Source organism: Rhizobium aethiopicum, from assembly GCF_014197535.1.
Classification (GTDB): Bacteria; Pseudomonadota; Alphaproteobacteria; order Rhizobiales; family Rhizobiaceae; genus Rhizobium; species Rhizobium aethiopicum_A.
Genome location: NZ_JACIFV010000039.1, coordinates 3,853 through 20,653, shown reverse-complemented (window position 1 = coordinate 20,653; position 16,801 = coordinate 3,853). Strand labels below are relative to the sequence as shown.

The following is a 16,801-nucleotide window of genomic DNA, read 5'->3' as shown; positions in this document are numbered from 1 at the left end:
TCGCCAGGTGGCTATTCGTCTGGCGCCGCCGACGCGGCGTTTTCCAGCGAGGTGCGGATCTGATCAATCTTGCCGTCGGCATCGCCAACCCCGAGAATGGTCTTGGCTTCATCCAGGACCGCCGGGCTGACCTGACCGGTTTTCGTTGCGGAAGCCAATGCGTCCTCCAGCGCCTGATCCCCCAGCAGGGGATCGTCGGCCGCAGGCTCGATACCGTTGTCGATCTCATACTGGGCATAAGCCACGGCGTAAGCCGAGATGGCAGTCATGCGCGGGTCCGATGTGTGCATCAACGCCCTGTAATTTCGTTTCAAGGAATTCAGGCCCGCAAGCTGCGCCGACAGGTTCTTCTCCTTGGTGCTAGTGGCTGAGGTGTCTGACTTGCCCGACTTGGACTTGCCCGGTGCCTCGGACGATTTGCCTCTCACGGCTGACGAGTTGGAATTGCCGTGGTTTGAACCGCTGTTGTGGCCGCCACCGTTTCCGTGGCCACCGCCGTTACCGCCGCCGTTGCCACCACCATTGCCGCCGCCGTTTCCACCGTCCTTTGCCAGTGCGCTCATGTCGAGCCCCGCAATCGTTGCCGGGCTTGCTGCAAGCGTCAGCGAAAGCACGGCCAGGGACGCTAAGGTTGTTATCCGCATCGTTTCCTCCGAATGAGACCAGATGCCGTGCAACTGCACGACGAGATCTGACTTGGAGAATAGATTGCTATCGCGCTCTGCACATCGGACGGAGGTCTGGCGAAGGGCCCCGGCTATGGTCCCAGAAGAAGCATCCGAGACTCGGCGTGCGGGCGGCCATGGTGGTCGCTCGCGAAGGCGCGAGAACCGGTTCAGGGAAGACTATCGCGAGCTTTCCAGGTGGCTCTCGCCACGCAGAAGATTCAGCCAGGCCTGCGACACTTTCTCAGCGCCTGAGCCCCCGATATGGCAATCGTCGTAGCGGTCGTCTCCATCGAGTAACGCGTCAGAATTGACGCCCTCTCGGATACCGTGGCCGCTTCTTGATAGGGCCAGTTGCGCCCGTACGATCGCATTGTCCGGAATGTGCTCCTTGAAGCCGCCGTTGCTCGGTTCCAGGCATTTCGATGCGATCGAAATGTAAACGGGTGCTTCGACGCCGTGCTGACGCAATGTGTCAACCATCGACATGAAATGTTTCTGATAGGCCTCCCCGGTGGTGCCGTGAACGAGGTCCGCCTCTCCTTGCACCCAGAGGACGCTCGTTACCCGATAACCGGAATCGTGAAGCTGTTTCATTGTATCGACAAGCATAGGATTGAGGTCACCGCCTGTCGCCCATCGTGCGACCTCTGATCCGCCATATGCGAGAGGCGCGAGGATGACATCGTCGTTTTGTCCCGATGCGATCAATTTGTTCCCCAGAAGCGTCCAGTACTCTCCCTTGGTATTGGTCGAGCCAAGAAGTGGCGACGCCGCGATGAAGCACCGTTTGTCAAAGGCGTTTACAACGCGAGCGCCATAATCCGACCGGTGCCGTTGTCCACCGTAGTTGGCCGCGTTCGATTGGCCAAGAATGAGTAGGACAGCAGTTCGATCAGTTTGAGTCGGGCAGGTCACAGTGGTTTTTGATTCATCGGCAACGAGCCGTTCCTTGTCGTCGAAAGTATAACGGCTTGGAGCCGCCGCCTTCTCTCCGATTACCATTTTCTTCGCCGCGGAAAGTTGCGGCCAAGGAAAGATCTCATGTCTCGCGCTCGTGCCGCCGAGAAGGTACATGGCGATCAGGGCTGCCAGGCCGACTGCAACTGTTTTACGCATGTTGTTACCTTTGAAACATCATCCGGACTATTCGAAGCTAGTCCAGCCACGAAAGTTCCTTTACACCTGCCACATCTGCTTGCTCGGGCATGCTCTTTGCAAAAAGAGTTCGTCGCGAAAATCGAGCCCCCATCGACGACTAGTCGGGTGATGTCGCCGAAAACCTGCTCTAAACTATAGATCGGACCAATGATTACAATCATCCGAATGGGTGAGAGATCGTGCTCCGCAGCATCAGCTTCATGGAGAAAACTCCCGTTGCTCGTCCACTGAAAGACGATCACAGATTGTGGCCCGAGGACAACGTGGGAGCGGAGCACCGGCTATTCGTCGCGGCCAACTGGTGGGGTCAGCGCGGGAGGGTCGATCTGGTGGGGGCATCACCGCGGTCGTTGGCAATATTGCGCGCGACTGCATCTCCCTCGGGTCAGCCCGAGACAGGAATGAAGAAGGAGAGTTGTTTGCCGCAAATCACGCCAGGCGCAAATCGAGCAGCGGGTGCAGCTTCTTCAGATTCGGCAGGGATTTTGCCTGCCACGGATGCTGATTGGTGCCTTTGACGATGAGCAGAAGGTCGCCCATCTTTCTGGCTTCGATGGTCAGCTTCGCCAGGAGGTTGATGCCCGAGGAATTCAGGAATTCGAGGCCCGTCAGATTGAACGTCACCTGTTTGTGCCCCTCATGGAGAAGGCCTGTTATCATTGAATAGATCGGCGCATAGGCGTCTGGGCCTGCCAGGCGGAAGACGCCATCGAAATACACCTCGTTTTTTTCCGCCCATACGCGGAAGCTTTCGTCGCTGATTTCCATTCTTCGCTCACAGATTGGAGGAGGGGGGCATCGCCACAGCTGCAGTCGTCGTCAGTATGATATGCTCGTCCTTATTCACTTGGAATGTCCATGCCATTCTCGCATCGTAATCGCTCAAAAGGGTGAGCAGGCCCAAACCGGAACCGCTTTCCGGCGATATCGCGTTGATTTCGATTTGCTCAAGAAGAAGTAGTCCGGGTTCCTTCGATTGAAGGCGGTGCAGGAGCTGCTGTAAGCGAGACGCTGTCCCGCTATCGAGGGCATTCTTCACCCTGAGCAGAAAGCTTCCATCGATGATGCCGGCTTCAATGAGGATGTCGCCAGGCTGTCGGAATTTGACGGCATTTTCGATCAGCTCGTTGCTGAGGTATCCGATATCATGATGCGCCTGCAGGTAATCTTTGCGCGACCGGGAATAGGGCAGCGCCATGATCTCCGCTATGAAGTCCGAAGTCATTCCCGAATGCTTCCATCCAAGCTGAAGCGGCCCATCGCTCAATGTCAGGCGAGCGCCAGAATCCAGGCTGATGTCCGCTAGAGATTCGATGCCGTATATTTTGGGCGCCATGTCTCACCTATGCCGTACCGCGAGAAGCGTGATGTCGTCGTAGATTTTTTGCGATCCGATAAAGTGCATTAGTGTCGCGACAATTCCGGAAACGACCTTGTCGGCGCTCTGACCCTTCAAGCGAAGTGCTTCGCTGCAGAGACGTTCCATGCCAAACATTTCTCCCGCGTCGTTTGCTGCTTCTGTTACGCCGTCGGTGTGCAGGAGGATGAGGTCGCCTTTTTCGAACGTTATTTCACGAGTTTTGATGAATGCAGAAATATCCGCGTCCAAGCCGATCGGTATGCCGAGATCCATGGTATCGACGCGTTGAATTTCGCCGTTCGCCCGCACGATGACAACTTCCTCGTGCTGCCCGGACAAAATCATCTCTTTGCCGTCATAGTCGAGAAAGGCCAGGGTCAGGTGCTTGTCTATTCTCGTCCTCACTATGTTCTTGAACAAGGCGCTGTTTAGATCCGCCAGAAATTTGACGGCGTCGGTGTTTCCCGCCTCCTGAAGGGCGCGGGCGACGGACTGGACCATCAGCATCAACACGCCGCTTTCGAGTCCGTGGCCGGTGACGTCGCCGATGCCGATCTTCAACCGCTTTCCGTTCTTCAATACGTCGTAATAATCGCCGCCGACCTCTTCCGCGGGCCTCATATAGGCTGCGATCTCGATGTCCTGAAATTCCTCCAACTCTTGTTGCAACGGAAGAACCATGAGCTGGATTCTTTCAGCGACGGCCACCTCTGTCCCGAGACGACGATTTTCTCGCTGGAGCTGTGCGTTCAGCGCCGAAATCTCTTCCTTCTGATCTTCGATCTGGGCCGTTCGTTCTTCGACGATTTGCTCGAGATTTTCGGTGTGATAGCTGATCTGTTCAGCCATGCGATTGAATGCTTCACCAGCTGCGCCGACCTCATCCTTGCTTGTTATCGCCACTCTGACCGAATAGTCCTGCGCCTGAATGCGCTTAGCGGCCCCCGCAAGTGCGCTGATCCCGCTCGTTATGCGTTTCGAAGCCGCAAACACAGCGATCGTCACGATCAGCAGCGACATCAAGATCGCCAGGATCTGATAGATCACGATCCGGTTGGTTGCCTCGGAAATTTTCGCCTGGGCGGCATAGAGGGAGGCGTCGATTTCCCGTTCCGGCACCACTACTCCCAGCAACATCGCCTCTTGTCGAACCGGGCCGCTGGACCAGAGATTGGTCGCGGGCAGTTTCTTGACGATCACGATATAGGGGACCTCATTGCCGTCCCGCTGCAGCAGCAGATGTTGAATGCCCTGTTCCCGGTCGAGCGCCAGTTTCGCTATCGCAGGCTGGGCGCTTCCTTTCAAGGAACGCTCCAGCCCGGTCACCCCGGTTCCGCTTGCGCCGCTCGCAGAACGCAGGCCGAGCGTCTGCTCGCCTCTGCTGTTGATCGCGACCACGTTTCCGTCGGACATTGCCAGGAATCCAAAGCCGGATTGGGCCACCTTGACGTTTTCGACCGTTTGGGCGAGCTGGTCGAGCGTGATGTCGGCGCCGGCCGTTCCGGCCACGTCTTTTCTGTCGGCGGTCCAGAGTGGATGAAAGAAACTGACGATCAGCTTGCCGGTGATGGCATCCGTATAAGGAGCCGTCTGCGTGATGTCGTCTGCGACGGGTCGCGTCTTCGTGTCCCTGGCCCAGCCCTGCCAGGACTCATACAGGCCAGGAAAAAAGAAGTTCCAGAAATCAGCCTCGTTGTGCCCGGGATAAAGGCGGTCGAAGGTCTGAGCCTGATCGGTATAGGGCGCCGTCCTGAAGATCGGTCGTTCCCTCGGTCCGATGTAATACATCTGCAGCTTTGAAGCGCCGTGTTGCAGCAGGCTCGGCGCAACGAGATCGAGAACCGCGCTTGTCTCAATATCGCGCCTGATGTCGGGTTTCGGCTGATGGTCCTGTCCGAGCAAATAACCCCAGACGCTGACGACTGAAGCGGAGCCGGGCGCGTTTTGCGACCATTTCCCCTTCTCATCGTAAGACAGACTGACACTGTCCGGCGATGTGCGGGCGATTGCCGCGCCGACATCGGAATTGCGGGCGGGATTGTCGATCTGCGCCTGCAGCACGCCTGCCAAGGTGTCGACGTCGTTGTGAACCTGCCGCAGGAGCAGGTTCACCTGGGCTGCGGTCGAATCGGCATAGGTGCGGATATATTCCTGGCTAGCGGCTTCGAGGCCCTGGCCGACTTCGAGCGTTGCGTCACGCGACAGCCTTTGAACATTCCAAAGCGCCAGGCCGCCGCTGACCAATAAGTCGAAGAGAACGGCGCCACCGACGACCAAGATGAACTTTGCTCGAAACGAGCTCAATCCGACCGGTCTTTTCGATGATCCCCTATCCATTACAGCGGCTTTCGACCAGAGGCTGCCCAGATCGGCCAGCCTGCGTAACCTTTAGGGTGAAGGGCGGCAAAGACGTGATCCCTGAATCCTTGCCTGAATCTGCGAATGAAATCCGGCGTGTCGCCGCGGCGGACGGCCATCTCGCCTGCATAGACGTTTTCCCAGGCTTCGATGACATCTGCGAAATCCTGGGGGTCGCCGTCAAGGTTCGTCACCATGAAGCAGTCGACCTTGATGTCCTCGAAGCCGGCGTTGAGGAGGAGATGGCGGCTTTTCGGTCCCATCTCGACATCCATGTCGAAGTGCCTGAAAAGTTTCGCCACTTCCTCGTAGGTCCATCTTATCGAGTCGGCATGCGGCTCGCCCAAACAATGCGAATTCTTTTCATTCGTGATGTAGACACGGCCGCCGGGCTTGCAGATGCGATAAAGCTCCCGGAGCAGCATCTCGGGGCGGTCGAAAATCTGTAGCGAGTGCCGGCAGGTAACAAAATCGAATTGATTGTCTCGAAGCAGCATCTGAGAAGCATCGCCATAAGTGTACTCGATGCCTTCCAGGCCGAACTCGGCGGCGACCTTACGGGCATAGTCGAGACTGCGCACGGAGTGGTCCAGTGCGACAAGGCGCGTCGGGTTGAATTCCCGTTGAACCAGAGCTGCGAAATCACCGATGCCGCAACAGATATCGGCCATGATCAGGCCGGGGCGCAGACCGTGGCGTGGCAAGAGTTCGCGTTCGTGCCTCCATGTCATTTTCGTCTGCGTGCGCAAAATGGGAATGAAGCTCTCGTCCTCGACAAAGCTTTGCCCGGGATAAAAGGCCGAATCATAGACTTCAACCGACAGGTTTGGTTGCGATGCCGTCAATGTCTCGAACAACGAGGCAGACCACGCCATCACGCTCGACGTAATGATCTTAATTTGCCGTTCCGGCCTGGTTCGGCAGCCTGCCGCCACGACATCGGAGAGGGCGGCGAAGGCCGTCATATTAATGTGCGTCAGGCGTTTGACATTGAGGTAAACGATGCCGCTGTATCTTTCCAAACTTTGCCGCATCAGTTCGAGGGCATCGGCAATCTCGGCGGGGCTTTCGGGCCGCATCTTGCCGGACAGCACGAGCTCTTGGTTTGTCGGATCAAACCGCACGGTGTAGGGCAGGGGAAGCAGGCTCATTGGAAATCCTCGGCAGAGGGGAAATCGGCAATGATTTCGATCCCGTCCTCGCCGTCTCTCTCGATGCGGACAGATGCACCTAATATCGTCGCTAGATTACTGAGCAAGGCCTCATCGGGCGTGGCAACCAGGTGACCGGAGCCGTTGCCGAGACCAGGCTCTATTTCGCTTGATCCTATCTTGATGTGTTTGCGGCGGAATTCCTCATCGCAAGGAAAGGCAATTCTCAGCCGGTTGAACGTCGCGTTGCGTGAGAGGCTGAAACGTATCTTTCCTCGTTCGTTTGTCGCGCGGAAGGCGAGCTCTATGAGCTCGTTTGCCGCGACCGAAAGAAAGTTGGAGTATCGAGCCGGATCACTGTGACTTTGGCCGAGGATATCGGAGAGATATTCAGTAATCTCATCACAAAACTGCCATTGAGATTTGAACATCTCAACGTTCATTTCCAGCGATACCATCGGCACAAATGCGTGGTCGTCGAAGCGGGATGCTTCCTCTTCCAATATGCCCTCCGTTCGCTTGTCAGCAGCGTTAGATCTGCATGCAATGTAGAAGTACGAAGAAAAGTTTCGAGCACTATAGTCGGGCGTGGCTTTTGGATGCTTCCGCCCCTTTGATGAATTCGTCAATGGCCTCCACGGCAAGCGGCCTGCTCAGCAGATAGCCCTGAAGCCTATCGCAGCCCACACGGTGCAGCCATTCCGCCTGACCCCGCGTTTCAACTCCCTCGGCTGTCACCTGCATGTCGAGGTCATGTGCAAGGTTCACGATGCAGCGGACAATTGCCTGGCTTTTCAGATCGGTTTCGAGATCGGTGATAAAGTATTTGTCGATCTTAATCGTGTCGAAAGGGAATGTCTTGAGATAGCTCAGGGACGAATATTCCGTGCCGAAGTCATCAAGCGAAATTCGTATGCCCAATACGTTAAGGGTGTTGAGCGTATCAATGTTGTTGACGGTCCGCTCGAGCAACACGCTCTCGGTTATTTCGAGCTCCAGACGCTCGGGCGGCAGTCCGACCAAGTCCAGCGTCTGCGAAATCCGGTCGGTCAGGCCGCTTGTCAAGAATTCAGCCGCTGACAGGTTTACGGCGACGAGGTAGTTCTCCGGCCATTTCATCGCCTCGCGACATGCCTGCTCCAAAACCCAAGCGCCGATATCCGGCATCATCCCGTCCGCCTCGGCCATCGGAATGAATGCCGCCGGAGGGATTTTTCCAAGCAGGGGGTGGCGCCATCTCAGCAACGCCTCGAAGCCGACAATGCAGCCACCCTCGGCAATCGGCTGGTATTCGACATAGAATTGCTGTTGGTCGAGCGCCATACGCAGACTGCGACGCAGCAGTTCCCGTTGCTCCAGCAATTCTAGCATTGTTGGGTCATAGGCTTTAGCCCGACCACGCCCCTCTTTCTTGGCGGCGTAGAGTGCGAGGTCGGAAGCTTTCATCAGTTGTTCCGGACTCGTGCCGTCCGGCGGAGCGGTGGATATGCCGATGCTGGTGCCGACAAAGAGCGCGATGCCGTCTATCGTGAAGGGTTCTTTGAACGCGGCAACCAAGTCTTCCGCCAAGCGGTACGCTTTGGCCGGATGTCCTCCGCCCACGGAGATCACCGTGAATTCGTCGCCGGCCAATCGATAGGCCCTGTCATCGGTGGAGAGGCAGGCCTGGATACGCCTTGCAGCCGATTGAAGAAGCTTGTCGCCCGCGGCATGCCCGAGCGTGTCGTTGACAGGTTTGAAGTCGTCAAGATCGAGTTGCATTAATGAGAGGGTGTCGCTCGAGCCTGCAATCTCCTGCAACAGCCCGCTCAGATCCTCGCTGAACTGGCGCCGGTTCGGCAGTCCAGTCAGCGGATCATGGGTCGCGAGATGCAAAAGGGTTGCGCGCTCGTCGTCAGCGTGTTCCTCGGACCGAACCACGGCAAACAGATCACCGATCCGATAGATCGTCAGGTCATGTGATCCGCCGAGTGCGCCTGTTATTCGCAAAGGCTGGGCGCTGTCACCCAGTGAACGAAAAGCGAGCATGACTGCCGATTTGTCCAGTTCCGGAAAGTGCTCCCAAAAGGACGCGGCTGGTTTGACGGAAGCGGGCAGCGCATTGCCAAGCAAATTTTCGATCGGATTGAAATCGCGGTCAAAGAACAAAAGCCGGTCGATTAGGCCCGAAGTTATCGCCTCCGTTTTTTCGAGGGCCAAGCTGGCAGCAGGAATTTTCCCCATGTCGGAGGCTCTCCCCAATTGGATGTCATACCAGATATTATAGCAACTTAACTGCCGCACAACTTGTGCACGTCAAGAAATACATTAGGCATTTCTGATTAACAATCCCCAACGTCTGCCAATGCACGTGCGGCTGTGGATGCGAGCGCACTGGTCTGACGAACTGACTGCCGCCATCGAAAGTTCGTGCGCTGCGGCTCAGGCAATGGCAGCCCATAGTTCGCGCACCATTTGGCGCAAAGCCAGAGCTTCGGCCCATCTGTCCGTCGAGTCGTTGCCGTCTCTGCCGGTAATGGCATAGGGTTTAGGCCCCAATTCGCAGGTAAAGACCAGCTCGGCGTCATCGGTTGCGTGTGATCGCCAATGGCGAAAGCCGTAATCCCACCACTGCAGGAAGAGATCGACCCAGGGCCGATGGTGCGGAAAGGTGATTTCGATCTGCACCTGCTCTCTTGAAGCGACGCGGCCGTGAAATGCATGAGCATTCTGCAGGATGCGCCTGACATGCGCGTGATTTTCCTCATCAATCGGAAAGGCGAATTCGCGACCGACTAGGAAATGCGACAGATCGGCCAACAACGGCAGATCGGGACGTCGATCGAGCAGATCGAGCGTAAAGAACAGGTCCGTCGTCATCCTGTCGCGATGGGTTTCGATGAATACCGGAATACCCGCATCCTCGGCGAGCCGCATCCAACCATCGAGAATCGGCAGGCAATCCTCGATCCGGCGGGGGCGAATATCGGGCTGCAGGTTGATATGGCTGACCGGAAAGGCCGTGGCAAGTTCCAGCGGCAGACGCAAATCCTCGATGCTGCGGGGAAAGCAGACCGCCTCGATTTTCAAGCCGGTGCCCCGGATGGCCTGGTTGAGGCGGATGACATCGCCGCGGTTTGTATAGTGCGCACTGATGCCGTCGAAGCCCGCCTTGCAGATCGCAGCGATATTGTCGTCGAGGCTCGGCTCGAACCCGTCCGTGTGCCGACGCTCCATGGCCCAGAGCGACTGGAAGATCAGGAGCTTCTGCATCACGCGGCCCGCGCGCTTTTCAGAAGGGTCTTGAGGTTCACGCCCGGATCGGCCAATGCCGCAGGCTCTGGACTAATACAAGCGGCAATCAGCATTTCGGCAAGCTTGATATGCTTAGCCAGGCCGTTGCCGATGCCAAGACCCGCGGCGGCCACCAATCGCCCGTCATCGAGGTAGAATTCGAGCTCGCCCTCTGGCGCCGATCGCCGGACGCTCTGATGCGCGGGCAGCGGCTGCCCCGCCACCTGGAGGCCGAGATCGTACTGTTCGGACCAGAACCAGGGAATGGCGGCAAAAGTCTCGGCGGCGCCGGCCATGTTCCGTGCTGCGGTCTCGGCCTGCGTTCTGGCATTGCGCCAGCTTTCATAGCGGATGTGTCCTCCGCCGGGTTGGGCCACCGCGGCGCAATCGCCTGCGGCAAATATGTTCGGCGCGCTGGTGCGAAGACATGCGTCCGTCAGAATTCCGTTGCCCGTGGCCAGCCCCGATGCTTCCGCCAAAGCGGTTTCAGGCTGGACCCCGATGGCGCTGACGACGAGGTCAGCAGGCAGGATGGTGCCATCGCTCAAGACGACACTGTCCTTGCCGATCTCCGCAACGCTCCGATCAAAGTGGAAGCGCACACCTTCGGCGGCATGTCGGGCATGCAGCTTGTCGGCAAAGCGGGCAGGGACGGCGCGGCCCAAAGGTTTCGGCGCGGCCTCGATCACATCGACCGTAACGTCCTGTGCGCGAAGGACGGATGCGAGTTCCATCCCGATCAGACCCGCGCCGATGATCGCGACGCGTCGGCCGGGCGCGACATTGGAGAAGATCGCTTCGGCGTCGGCGTGGGTGCGAAAATCGAGCGCACGTTCCGCGCCCGCGCATGCAAGCCGCCTCGGCCGTGCGCCGGTGGTCAGCAGCAGCTTTTCGTAACCCAATAGCTGACCGTCGCTCAAGCTTACGGTCGCGGCGGCGGGATCCAGCTTGGAGACCGAGCAGCCCTTGAGATAGGTGATACCGGCCACCTCCAGCGCTTCTTTCGGGCAGATCAGTTTCATCCGCACCATGCCATCGGGAGTTTTCGACAGAGGTGGCCGTTCATAAGGCAGATGAGACTCGGCTCCGACCAGCGTGACGGCTCCGGAATAGCCCGCTTCGCGCAGGGCGAAAGCTGCCCGGGTTCCGGACTCGCCTGCACCGATGATGACGATACCGTCCATTGCATTCTCCAGTAGAAAGAGCAGCCGGCGCTGGTGAGGAGGAGACGCCGGCCGGGGAGGATCAGTTCTTCTTGGCGGATTCCGCCAGGTTCTTTGGCCACTTAACCGAGGGCCACGCGCACTTCTCCGTCGACGACCTCCGCCGGATAGGTCTTCAGATTCTCGCAGGCCGGCAGCCTCAGCGCTTCACCTGTTCGGTAATCGAAAGCTCCGGAATGCTTCGGACATTCCACCTCGAAATCCATGACCAGTCCGTCGGCGAGGTGGATCGCCTCGTGTGTGCAGAGCCCGGCCGTGCAGTAGACGCTGTCATCCGGGCCCCGGTAAATCGCGTAGGTGCGTCCGCCATGATCGAAACGGATGGCGCCTTCCTGTTCGATGTCGTCAAGTCTGCCAGCTGAAACCCAGGTCATTCGGCGGCTCCTTCCGTTTCGAGGCGAGCCTTGCGGGCTTGAAGCTTTTCCTTTCGCCTGCGGTAGCGTTCCTGCATCTGCGCTTCGCCTTCGGGGGAGCCGTCGTGCCAGGTGCCGAACCACTTATCGAGCGGGATCAGGGCGTCGCCGTAATTCACCTCGAAATATTTGTGGTGGAGGTAATGAGCATAGGCATGACTATCGACCAATCTTTCCTTGCCGATCTCGACCTTGTCGAATCCGACATGGCCAGGAATTGCCCCGAAGCCGGCATAGTGCAGCTGATAGAGCATGATGACCGGGTTGGAGGGCAGGATCAGGTGGTAAAACGCCGTTCCCAGATAGAGCAGATGCTCGACCGGATGCATGGACAGCGATGACCAGGGCGAAGGGTTGACGGAGTTGTGGTGGACCGAATGCACCCATTTATAGAGAAAGGGTGTGTGGATGAGCCTGTGAATGCAGAAGAAGTGGAACTCGTGAATGATCGGAACCACGAGCGCGACGAGCGCGAGCGTCCATGGATTTTCCGCGAAGCCGAGCCAGGGTGCATAGCCGTTGGCATAGGCCCAGAGCATACCAGCCTCGATGGCGGTCCAGATCACGACGCCAGACAGGAAGGTGCGCAGAATATTGTCGAGGTTCTGGCTTTGGAACCAAAAGGCGCTGTTTTTCTGTTCGGCGGGGAACTTGCCATTGTACTTGAAGCGGTTTTCCTGGCGCTTCAGAACATAGAGATGCAGTTCGAAGGCGCCATAGAACAGGAACACGCAGATCGCATTCACGGCGTACAGCCAGGCGATCCAGCCGAGGCTCAGCGTCTGCATCATGGCGACCGGGGGAAGGATCCAGGTCCAATAGGCAATCGCAGACACCGCAAAAATGAGATTCCAGGGAAGGAAGTAGTGCGGCAGCCATTTCAGAATAGCCGTCAGTTGCGGGGGGAAGACGAAAAGCGGCGCGGTTTCGACCGGCTGGTTCGGCGCCCAATCGCCGCGCTTGTTACGCTTGCCGAAATTCAGATCATCCATTGGCATCTCCTCCGGGTGCCTGATGTCTCCGCACCCGCACATATTCTTGGTAAAGGAGAGCGCCCCGCGCGCCTTGATCCGATGCGGCTCCTTGCGCACCGGAACTTCTCCTGACGCGAAAGTAGCAGGGGGCATTTCGAACGGCGAAGGCTTCCTTGATCTAATTAGATCAAAGCCCTTCCTTGGTGATGGTGATGAAGTGGATCGGGCTCCGGTCCGGCTCGATCTCGGTCAAGCCGATGCGGCGCAGGATGTGGTCGAGCGCGCGTCGCGCCTGAGCTTCCGGCGCCTGGTCAAGTACCACATCCATGATGCCGTCCTTCAGGGCCGCGCGGGTATAGTCCGTCAATTCATGTCCAACGAAGAAGACGTTGCCGCCGCGCGGATGGCGGCGAAGCACTTCGATCAGGGCGGAATTGGCGCCGCCGGCATTGTAGAGGCCGGCAAGCCCGGGATACATCTCCAGGGCCGACCATAAGAGATCGGCGCTGGCGCGCTCTTCATCGCCACCGAATCCCAGCCATCCGAAATCGGAGGCGCCGGGATGATCGCGAAAATAGTCCGAAAAACCGCGGATCCGATCGCGATGCACCTGATAGATCGGATGGCAGATCGCAACGATAGGGCCGCTTCGAAGGGCCATTCGGCTGATATAGAGCGCAGCCGTCCGGCCGGCGGCATTGTTGTCGATGCCGACGAACTCCCCGACGCGTTCGGAAGCGCGGGTGACGACATGGACCACCGGCAGGCCTTGCGAATTCACCTTTTCCACCGCGGCGCTGATCAAGGGGCTGCTCGGCACGGCAAGGATCAAGCCGGCACGGGAAAGGTCGGTGGAGAGAATGCGGCGCACAATCGCCTCCGGATTCATTTCGTCGGTGAAACTGCGATGCACGACGACCAAGGGATCAAGGGTTGCCGCAATCCTTTCGAAGGCGTGGGAAAGACGACGATAGAAGCTCGTTTCCGGACGAACCATCAGCACTTCTATCCGGAGCAGGCCGCGATGGGTGTCGGGAAGCTTGCGCGGGTAGTCCAGGTGACGCGCCGCGGATATGACCTTCTCGACCAGTTCCGGCCGAACGCCCCCGCGTCCGTTCAGGACCCGCTCGACCGTGGCCGTTCCAACGCCGGCGTGGCGGGCGATATCCCGATAATTCGGCTTGCTCACTTCCAAGTCCTTCGGATGCTAACGCGATGTGGTTGATCCTATGGGCAATCTGTCGTTCTTCATACACCTGAGCCCCAAGACTCACAGAGCTTGTAACGCGGGTGCAGCCGATCTATGGTTCTGCTGGTTCAGCATGAGATTGCAGGCAGTCATTCACCGTTAAACCGGACGCGGGAGATTTTGTCCGCCGGCCGGGTCGAAGGAGCTTAGCAATGAAAATTCTCATGGTTCTCACATCGCATGATCAACTGGGAAATACCGGCAAGAAAACCGGCTTTTGGCTTGAGGAGCTCGCGGCCCCTTACTTCGTCTTCCGTGACGCTGGGGCCGAGGTCGTGCTTGCGTCGCCGAAAGGAGGCCAGCCTCCGCTCGATCCGAAAAGCAATGAGCCGGCGTTTCAGACGGACGACACGAGGCGATTTGAAAAGGACCCGGCCGCGACGGCTGCGCTTGCCAATACGTTGAGGCTGTCCGACATCGACCAGGCCGATTATGACACGGTGTTCTTCCCTGGTGGCCATGGCCCGCTTTGGGACCTGACGAACGACCGCAATGCGCACGCGCTGATCGAGGAGACGCTTGCGGCGGGAAAGCCGCTGGCGCTCGTCTGCCACGCACCGGGAATCCTGACCAATGTCAAGGCGCCAGACGGCGGCCCGATCGCGAAGGGGCGGACGGTGACCGGCTTTACCAATTCCGAGGAGGCCGCCGTGCACCTGGTCGAGGTCGTGCCCTATCTGCTCGAAGACGTGCTGAGGGAGCAGGGGGCGAAGTTTTCGGCGACTGAGAACTGGGCGGTGCATGTCGTCCAGGACGGGCTGCTGATCACCGGACAGAACCCGGCCTCGTCGAAGCAGGCCGCACGGCTGCTGCTCAACGCAGTTGGGGAGCAGGCGGCTGCATGACGCGAATGGGGAAATGTATTTGCGGTGAGGTGCAGTTCGGACTCGAGTGATTTTTTCTTAAAGAAAATTTCGGATCACTGTCGGGTCGGCGAAGGCTTGTCCGTCCTTAGCTCGTTCATTCCGTCCACAAAAGGATCACCACTATGCCAAGCACCATACGACTGCACCGCGTTTTCGCCACCAGCCCGGAGAAGGTCTATCGCGCCTTCATCGAGACAGATGCGCTCGCCAAATGGCTTCCGCCGAACGGCTTTCTCTGCACCGTGCATCACCTGGAGCCGGCCGTCGGCGGCACCTTCAGAATGTCCTTCCGCAACTTCACCACGGGCAACAGCCACGCCTTCGGCGGCGAATTTCGTGAGCTCGTCCCGGGCGAACGCGTGCGTTATACGGACAAGTTCGACGACCCGAACCTGCCGGGCGAAATGGAAGTCACGGTGACGCTGAAGAAAGTCTCGGTCGGCACTGAGGTGGATATCACCCAGGCCGGCGTGCCCGATCTCATCCCGCCCGAAGCCTGCTATCTCGGCTGGCAGGAGTCGCTACGCAATCTGGCTCGGGTCGTCGAGCCCGACATCAACGAATAATGCAATTGCGCGAGACTTGACGAGCGGCGGCGCGCAGCCGCTTGCCGCCGCTCTGCCCTTCATTCCACAAATATTCCGTGGCGAGGGCGGAGAGGCGGAGCTCGCAGGGGCTGGGAGCGTGGTCGGCCGCAGTCGGCCGAAGTTGCTAAGCCTAATCCGCGCCTTGCTTGATCGAGCCGATCGTCGCGCGTGCGGGAAGCAGCGAAGACAGCCAGAGGGAATAGGTCAGGGACATGCCCGTGGACCACAGGATCATCGGCAGAGTCATCGCCTCGGAGATCAGTTTGGCCAGATCTCCCAGGAGAACAACGCGGCGGCCGGCTCCGGCTGACGGGCCTCCGTGCTTGCTTTCTGCATGTCTTCGAGCACGGACGCAGTGGCGGCTTGTTCGGCTGCTGACGGGTTCTGAACTGGAACGATGGCGGTTTTTCCATTATTTTCGGCTTCGCCGGACATTGGGAGCTCCTTGTTTGGCTTCGTTGTAAAAAGCCGATCCCCAGCTAGAAGTTTCATGACATGTCGATGAAATCACCGGCGTGGACCCAGCCGGTGCTGACCTGATCGATCGAGGAAAAGTGGAAACGCTCTGAAGCTTGAGCCTGCGCTTCACCAACGCCTCGCGCCGCCGTCGCACCCCATTGCTCATTACGATCGACGTCTGCGATCTCAGCCTCGGCGATCGCCGTCGCGCGCGTGCCGCGCTGACAAGAGGCTTCTCTCGCAGCGAATTCGAGGAGAAATTAACCGTCGCAAGAAAATCGCCTTTTATTTCACAGTATATATGTTAACACTTTCTTAGGAGTGGGGAGTATTTCGGTTCTGAATTAAGAAAAATGGTGTTTGCCTCGACAATACCGGGGCGACGGCGCGTTCCTGCGTGTCGTGTTAGCCTGTATAGTCTTAAATCGGTTCCGGATTACTTGTTTTGTGTCATGGGGGTATTTCAATGGCTACGCAAAGCACCGGCGGTGGCAGCACGACTTCTTTCACCAATGCGCCACAGGCGAAGGATGACTCTTACATCTGGACGGAAGACCAGCTGCTCAGTCTTCAGCTCTACAATGCGGCCACCAAAACCATAACCCTTGATGTAATGTCGAATGATCTTGGCGGGAATGCCAAATCCCTCTTCTCGGTCGATGACGGAGATGGCAATCCAATTACAACTGACTATGAGCTTATTGCGAAAGACGTCGGAGCGAATGGGGCATCTGCCTGGGAGACGACCCTGCTCGGCAATTGGGTCAGGATCAACAATGGAAAGATCGAATACCGTCTGAGCGATGGAAGCGGCATCGCGGGCTCGGGCGCGGATATCAACACGCTGTCTGCCGGTGAAATCCTTAAAGATAGTTTCGTCTACGCGATACGACTCGGCAACGGCACGCTGAGCGAGGCAAATGTGACGATTTCGCTCACCGGCGCCAACGATGCGGCTGCGATCGCCGTCGATGCGACGGTCAGCGACGACCGGGCGACGGTCGAGGCGGGGGCGGCCGGCAGCGGCGATCCGAGTGCCTCCGGCAAGCTGACGGTCAGCGA

18 protein-coding genes are annotated in these 16,801 nt (G+C 58.2%); 4 read left to right on the top strand and 14 right to left on the bottom strand.

Annotation, left to right across the window (positions count from 1 at the left end):
• Positions 1-11 precede the first annotated feature (11 nt).
• The 13 genes from GGD53_RS29470 to GGD53_RS29410 all read right to left on the bottom strand — a co-directional run bounded on the left by GGD53_RS29470 (position 12) and on the right by GGD53_RS29410 (position 13,767).
• A complete protein-coding gene (locus GGD53_RS29470; RefSeq protein WP_184460236.1) occupies positions 12-644 on the bottom strand; it encodes a hypothetical protein in 633 nt (210 codons plus the stop codon).
• Positions 645-845: 201 nt separating this feature from the next.
• Positions 846-1,784, bottom strand: coding sequence for a sialate O-acetylesterase (locus GGD53_RS29465; protein ID WP_184460234.1), 939 nt, complete (start codon positions 1,782-1,784; stop codon positions 846-848).
• Positions 1,785-2,255: 471 nt separating this feature from the next.
• On the bottom strand, positions 2,256-2,594 hold the full coding sequence (locus GGD53_RS29460) for a slr1659 superfamily regulator (RefSeq protein WP_184460232.1): 339 nt from the start codon (positions 2,592-2,594) through the stop codon (positions 2,256-2,258).
• A gap of 7 nt (positions 2,595-2,601) precedes the next feature.
• Positions 2,602-3,162, bottom strand: a complete 561-nt coding sequence (locus GGD53_RS29455; RefSeq protein ID WP_184460230.1) for a slr1658 superfamily regulator — start codon at positions 3,160-3,162, stop codon at positions 2,602-2,604.
• Positions 3,163-3,165: 3 nt separating this feature from the next.
• Positions 3,166-5,523 (bottom strand): SpoIIE family protein phosphatase, encoded by a 2,358-nt coding sequence (locus GGD53_RS29450; protein ID WP_184460228.1) that lies wholly within the window; start codon positions 5,521-5,523, stop codon positions 3,166-3,168.
• The gene (locus GGD53_RS29445) at positions 5,523-6,695 is read right to left on the bottom strand and encodes a class I SAM-dependent methyltransferase (RefSeq protein WP_184460226.1); all 1,173 of its coding nucleotides are present in this window, start codon (positions 6,693-6,695) and stop codon (positions 5,523-5,525) included. Before GGD53_RS29445 ends, GGD53_RS29450 begins: the two co-directional genes overlap by 1 nt.
• The gene (locus GGD53_RS29440; RefSeq protein ID WP_184460225.1) at positions 6,692-7,198 is read right to left on the bottom strand and encodes a hypothetical protein; all 507 of its coding nucleotides are present in this window, start codon (positions 7,196-7,198) and stop codon (positions 6,692-6,694) included. The genes GGD53_RS29445 and GGD53_RS29440 overlap by 4 nt, the downstream gene beginning before the upstream one ends.
• Before the next feature lie 73 nt (positions 7,199-7,271).
• Positions 7,272-8,918: a putative bifunctional diguanylate cyclase/phosphodiesterase gene (locus GGD53_RS29435; protein WP_184460223.1), complete on the bottom strand. Its 1,647-nt coding sequence runs from the start codon at positions 8,916-8,918 to the stop codon at positions 7,272-7,274.
• Positions 8,919-9,116: 198 nt separating this feature from the next.
• Entirely contained in the window at positions 9,117-9,947 is an 831-nt protein-coding gene (locus GGD53_RS29430; RefSeq protein ID WP_184460256.1) for a sugar phosphate isomerase/epimerase family protein, read from the bottom strand.
• On the bottom strand, positions 9,947-11,152 hold the full coding sequence (locus GGD53_RS29425) for an NAD(P)/FAD-dependent oxidoreductase (protein ID WP_184460221.1): 1,206 nt from the start codon (positions 11,150-11,152) through the stop codon (positions 9,947-9,949). Before GGD53_RS29425 ends, GGD53_RS29430 begins: the two co-directional genes overlap by 1 nt.
• A 101-nt stretch (positions 11,153-11,253) precedes the next feature.
• Positions 11,254-11,565, bottom strand: a complete 312-nt coding sequence (locus tag GGD53_RS29420) for a MocE family 2Fe-2S type ferredoxin (protein WP_097598103.1) — start codon at positions 11,563-11,565, stop codon at positions 11,254-11,256.
• Positions 11,562-12,596 carry a sterol desaturase family protein gene (locus GGD53_RS29415; RefSeq protein WP_184460219.1) on the bottom strand — a complete coding sequence of 345 codons (1,035 nt, stop codon included), beginning with the start codon at positions 12,594-12,596 and terminating at the stop codon, positions 11,562-11,564. Before GGD53_RS29415 ends, GGD53_RS29420 begins: the two co-directional genes overlap by 4 nt.
• A 169-nt stretch (positions 12,597-12,765) precedes the next feature.
• Complete coding sequence (locus GGD53_RS29410; RefSeq protein WP_184460217.1) at positions 12,766-13,767, bottom strand: substrate-binding domain-containing protein; 1,002 nt, start codon at positions 13,765-13,767, stop codon at positions 12,766-12,768.
• A gap of 212 nt (positions 13,768-13,979) precedes the next feature.
• Here GGD53_RS29410 and GGD53_RS29405 point away from each other — a divergent pair, with 212 nt between their 5' ends.
• Both GGD53_RS29405 and GGD53_RS29400 read left to right on the top strand, forming a co-directional pair.
• Entirely contained in the window at positions 13,980-14,672 is a 693-nt protein-coding gene (locus GGD53_RS29405; RefSeq protein ID WP_184460216.1) for a type 1 glutamine amidotransferase domain-containing protein, read from the top strand.
• Positions 14,673-14,815: 143 nt separating this feature from the next.
• Positions 14,816-15,259 carry an SRPBCC family protein gene (locus tag GGD53_RS29400; RefSeq protein ID WP_184460214.1) on the top strand — a complete coding sequence of 148 codons (444 nt, stop codon included), beginning with the start codon at positions 14,816-14,818 and terminating at the stop codon, positions 15,257-15,259.
• 279 nt (positions 15,260-15,538) lie between these two features.
• Here the strand turns inward: GGD53_RS29400 and GGD53_RS32065 are convergent, their stop codons facing one another.
• Positions 15,539-15,715, bottom strand: a complete 177-nt coding sequence (locus tag GGD53_RS32065; protein ID WP_246717915.1) for a hypothetical protein — start codon at positions 15,713-15,715, stop codon at positions 15,539-15,541.
• 137 nt (positions 15,716-15,852) lie between these two features.
• Here GGD53_RS32065 and GGD53_RS31495 point away from each other — a divergent pair, with 137 nt between their 5' ends.
• Positions 15,853-16,047 carry a hypothetical protein gene (locus tag GGD53_RS31495; RefSeq protein ID WP_184491734.1) on the top strand — a complete coding sequence of 65 codons (195 nt, stop codon included), beginning with the start codon at positions 15,853-15,855 and terminating at the stop codon, positions 16,045-16,047.
• Between the two features lie 158 nt (positions 16,048-16,205).
• Positions 16,206-16,801, top strand: a 596-nt coding sequence (locus GGD53_RS29390; protein WP_210303387.1) for a VCBS domain-containing protein, incomplete at its 3' end; no start/stop codon positions are given.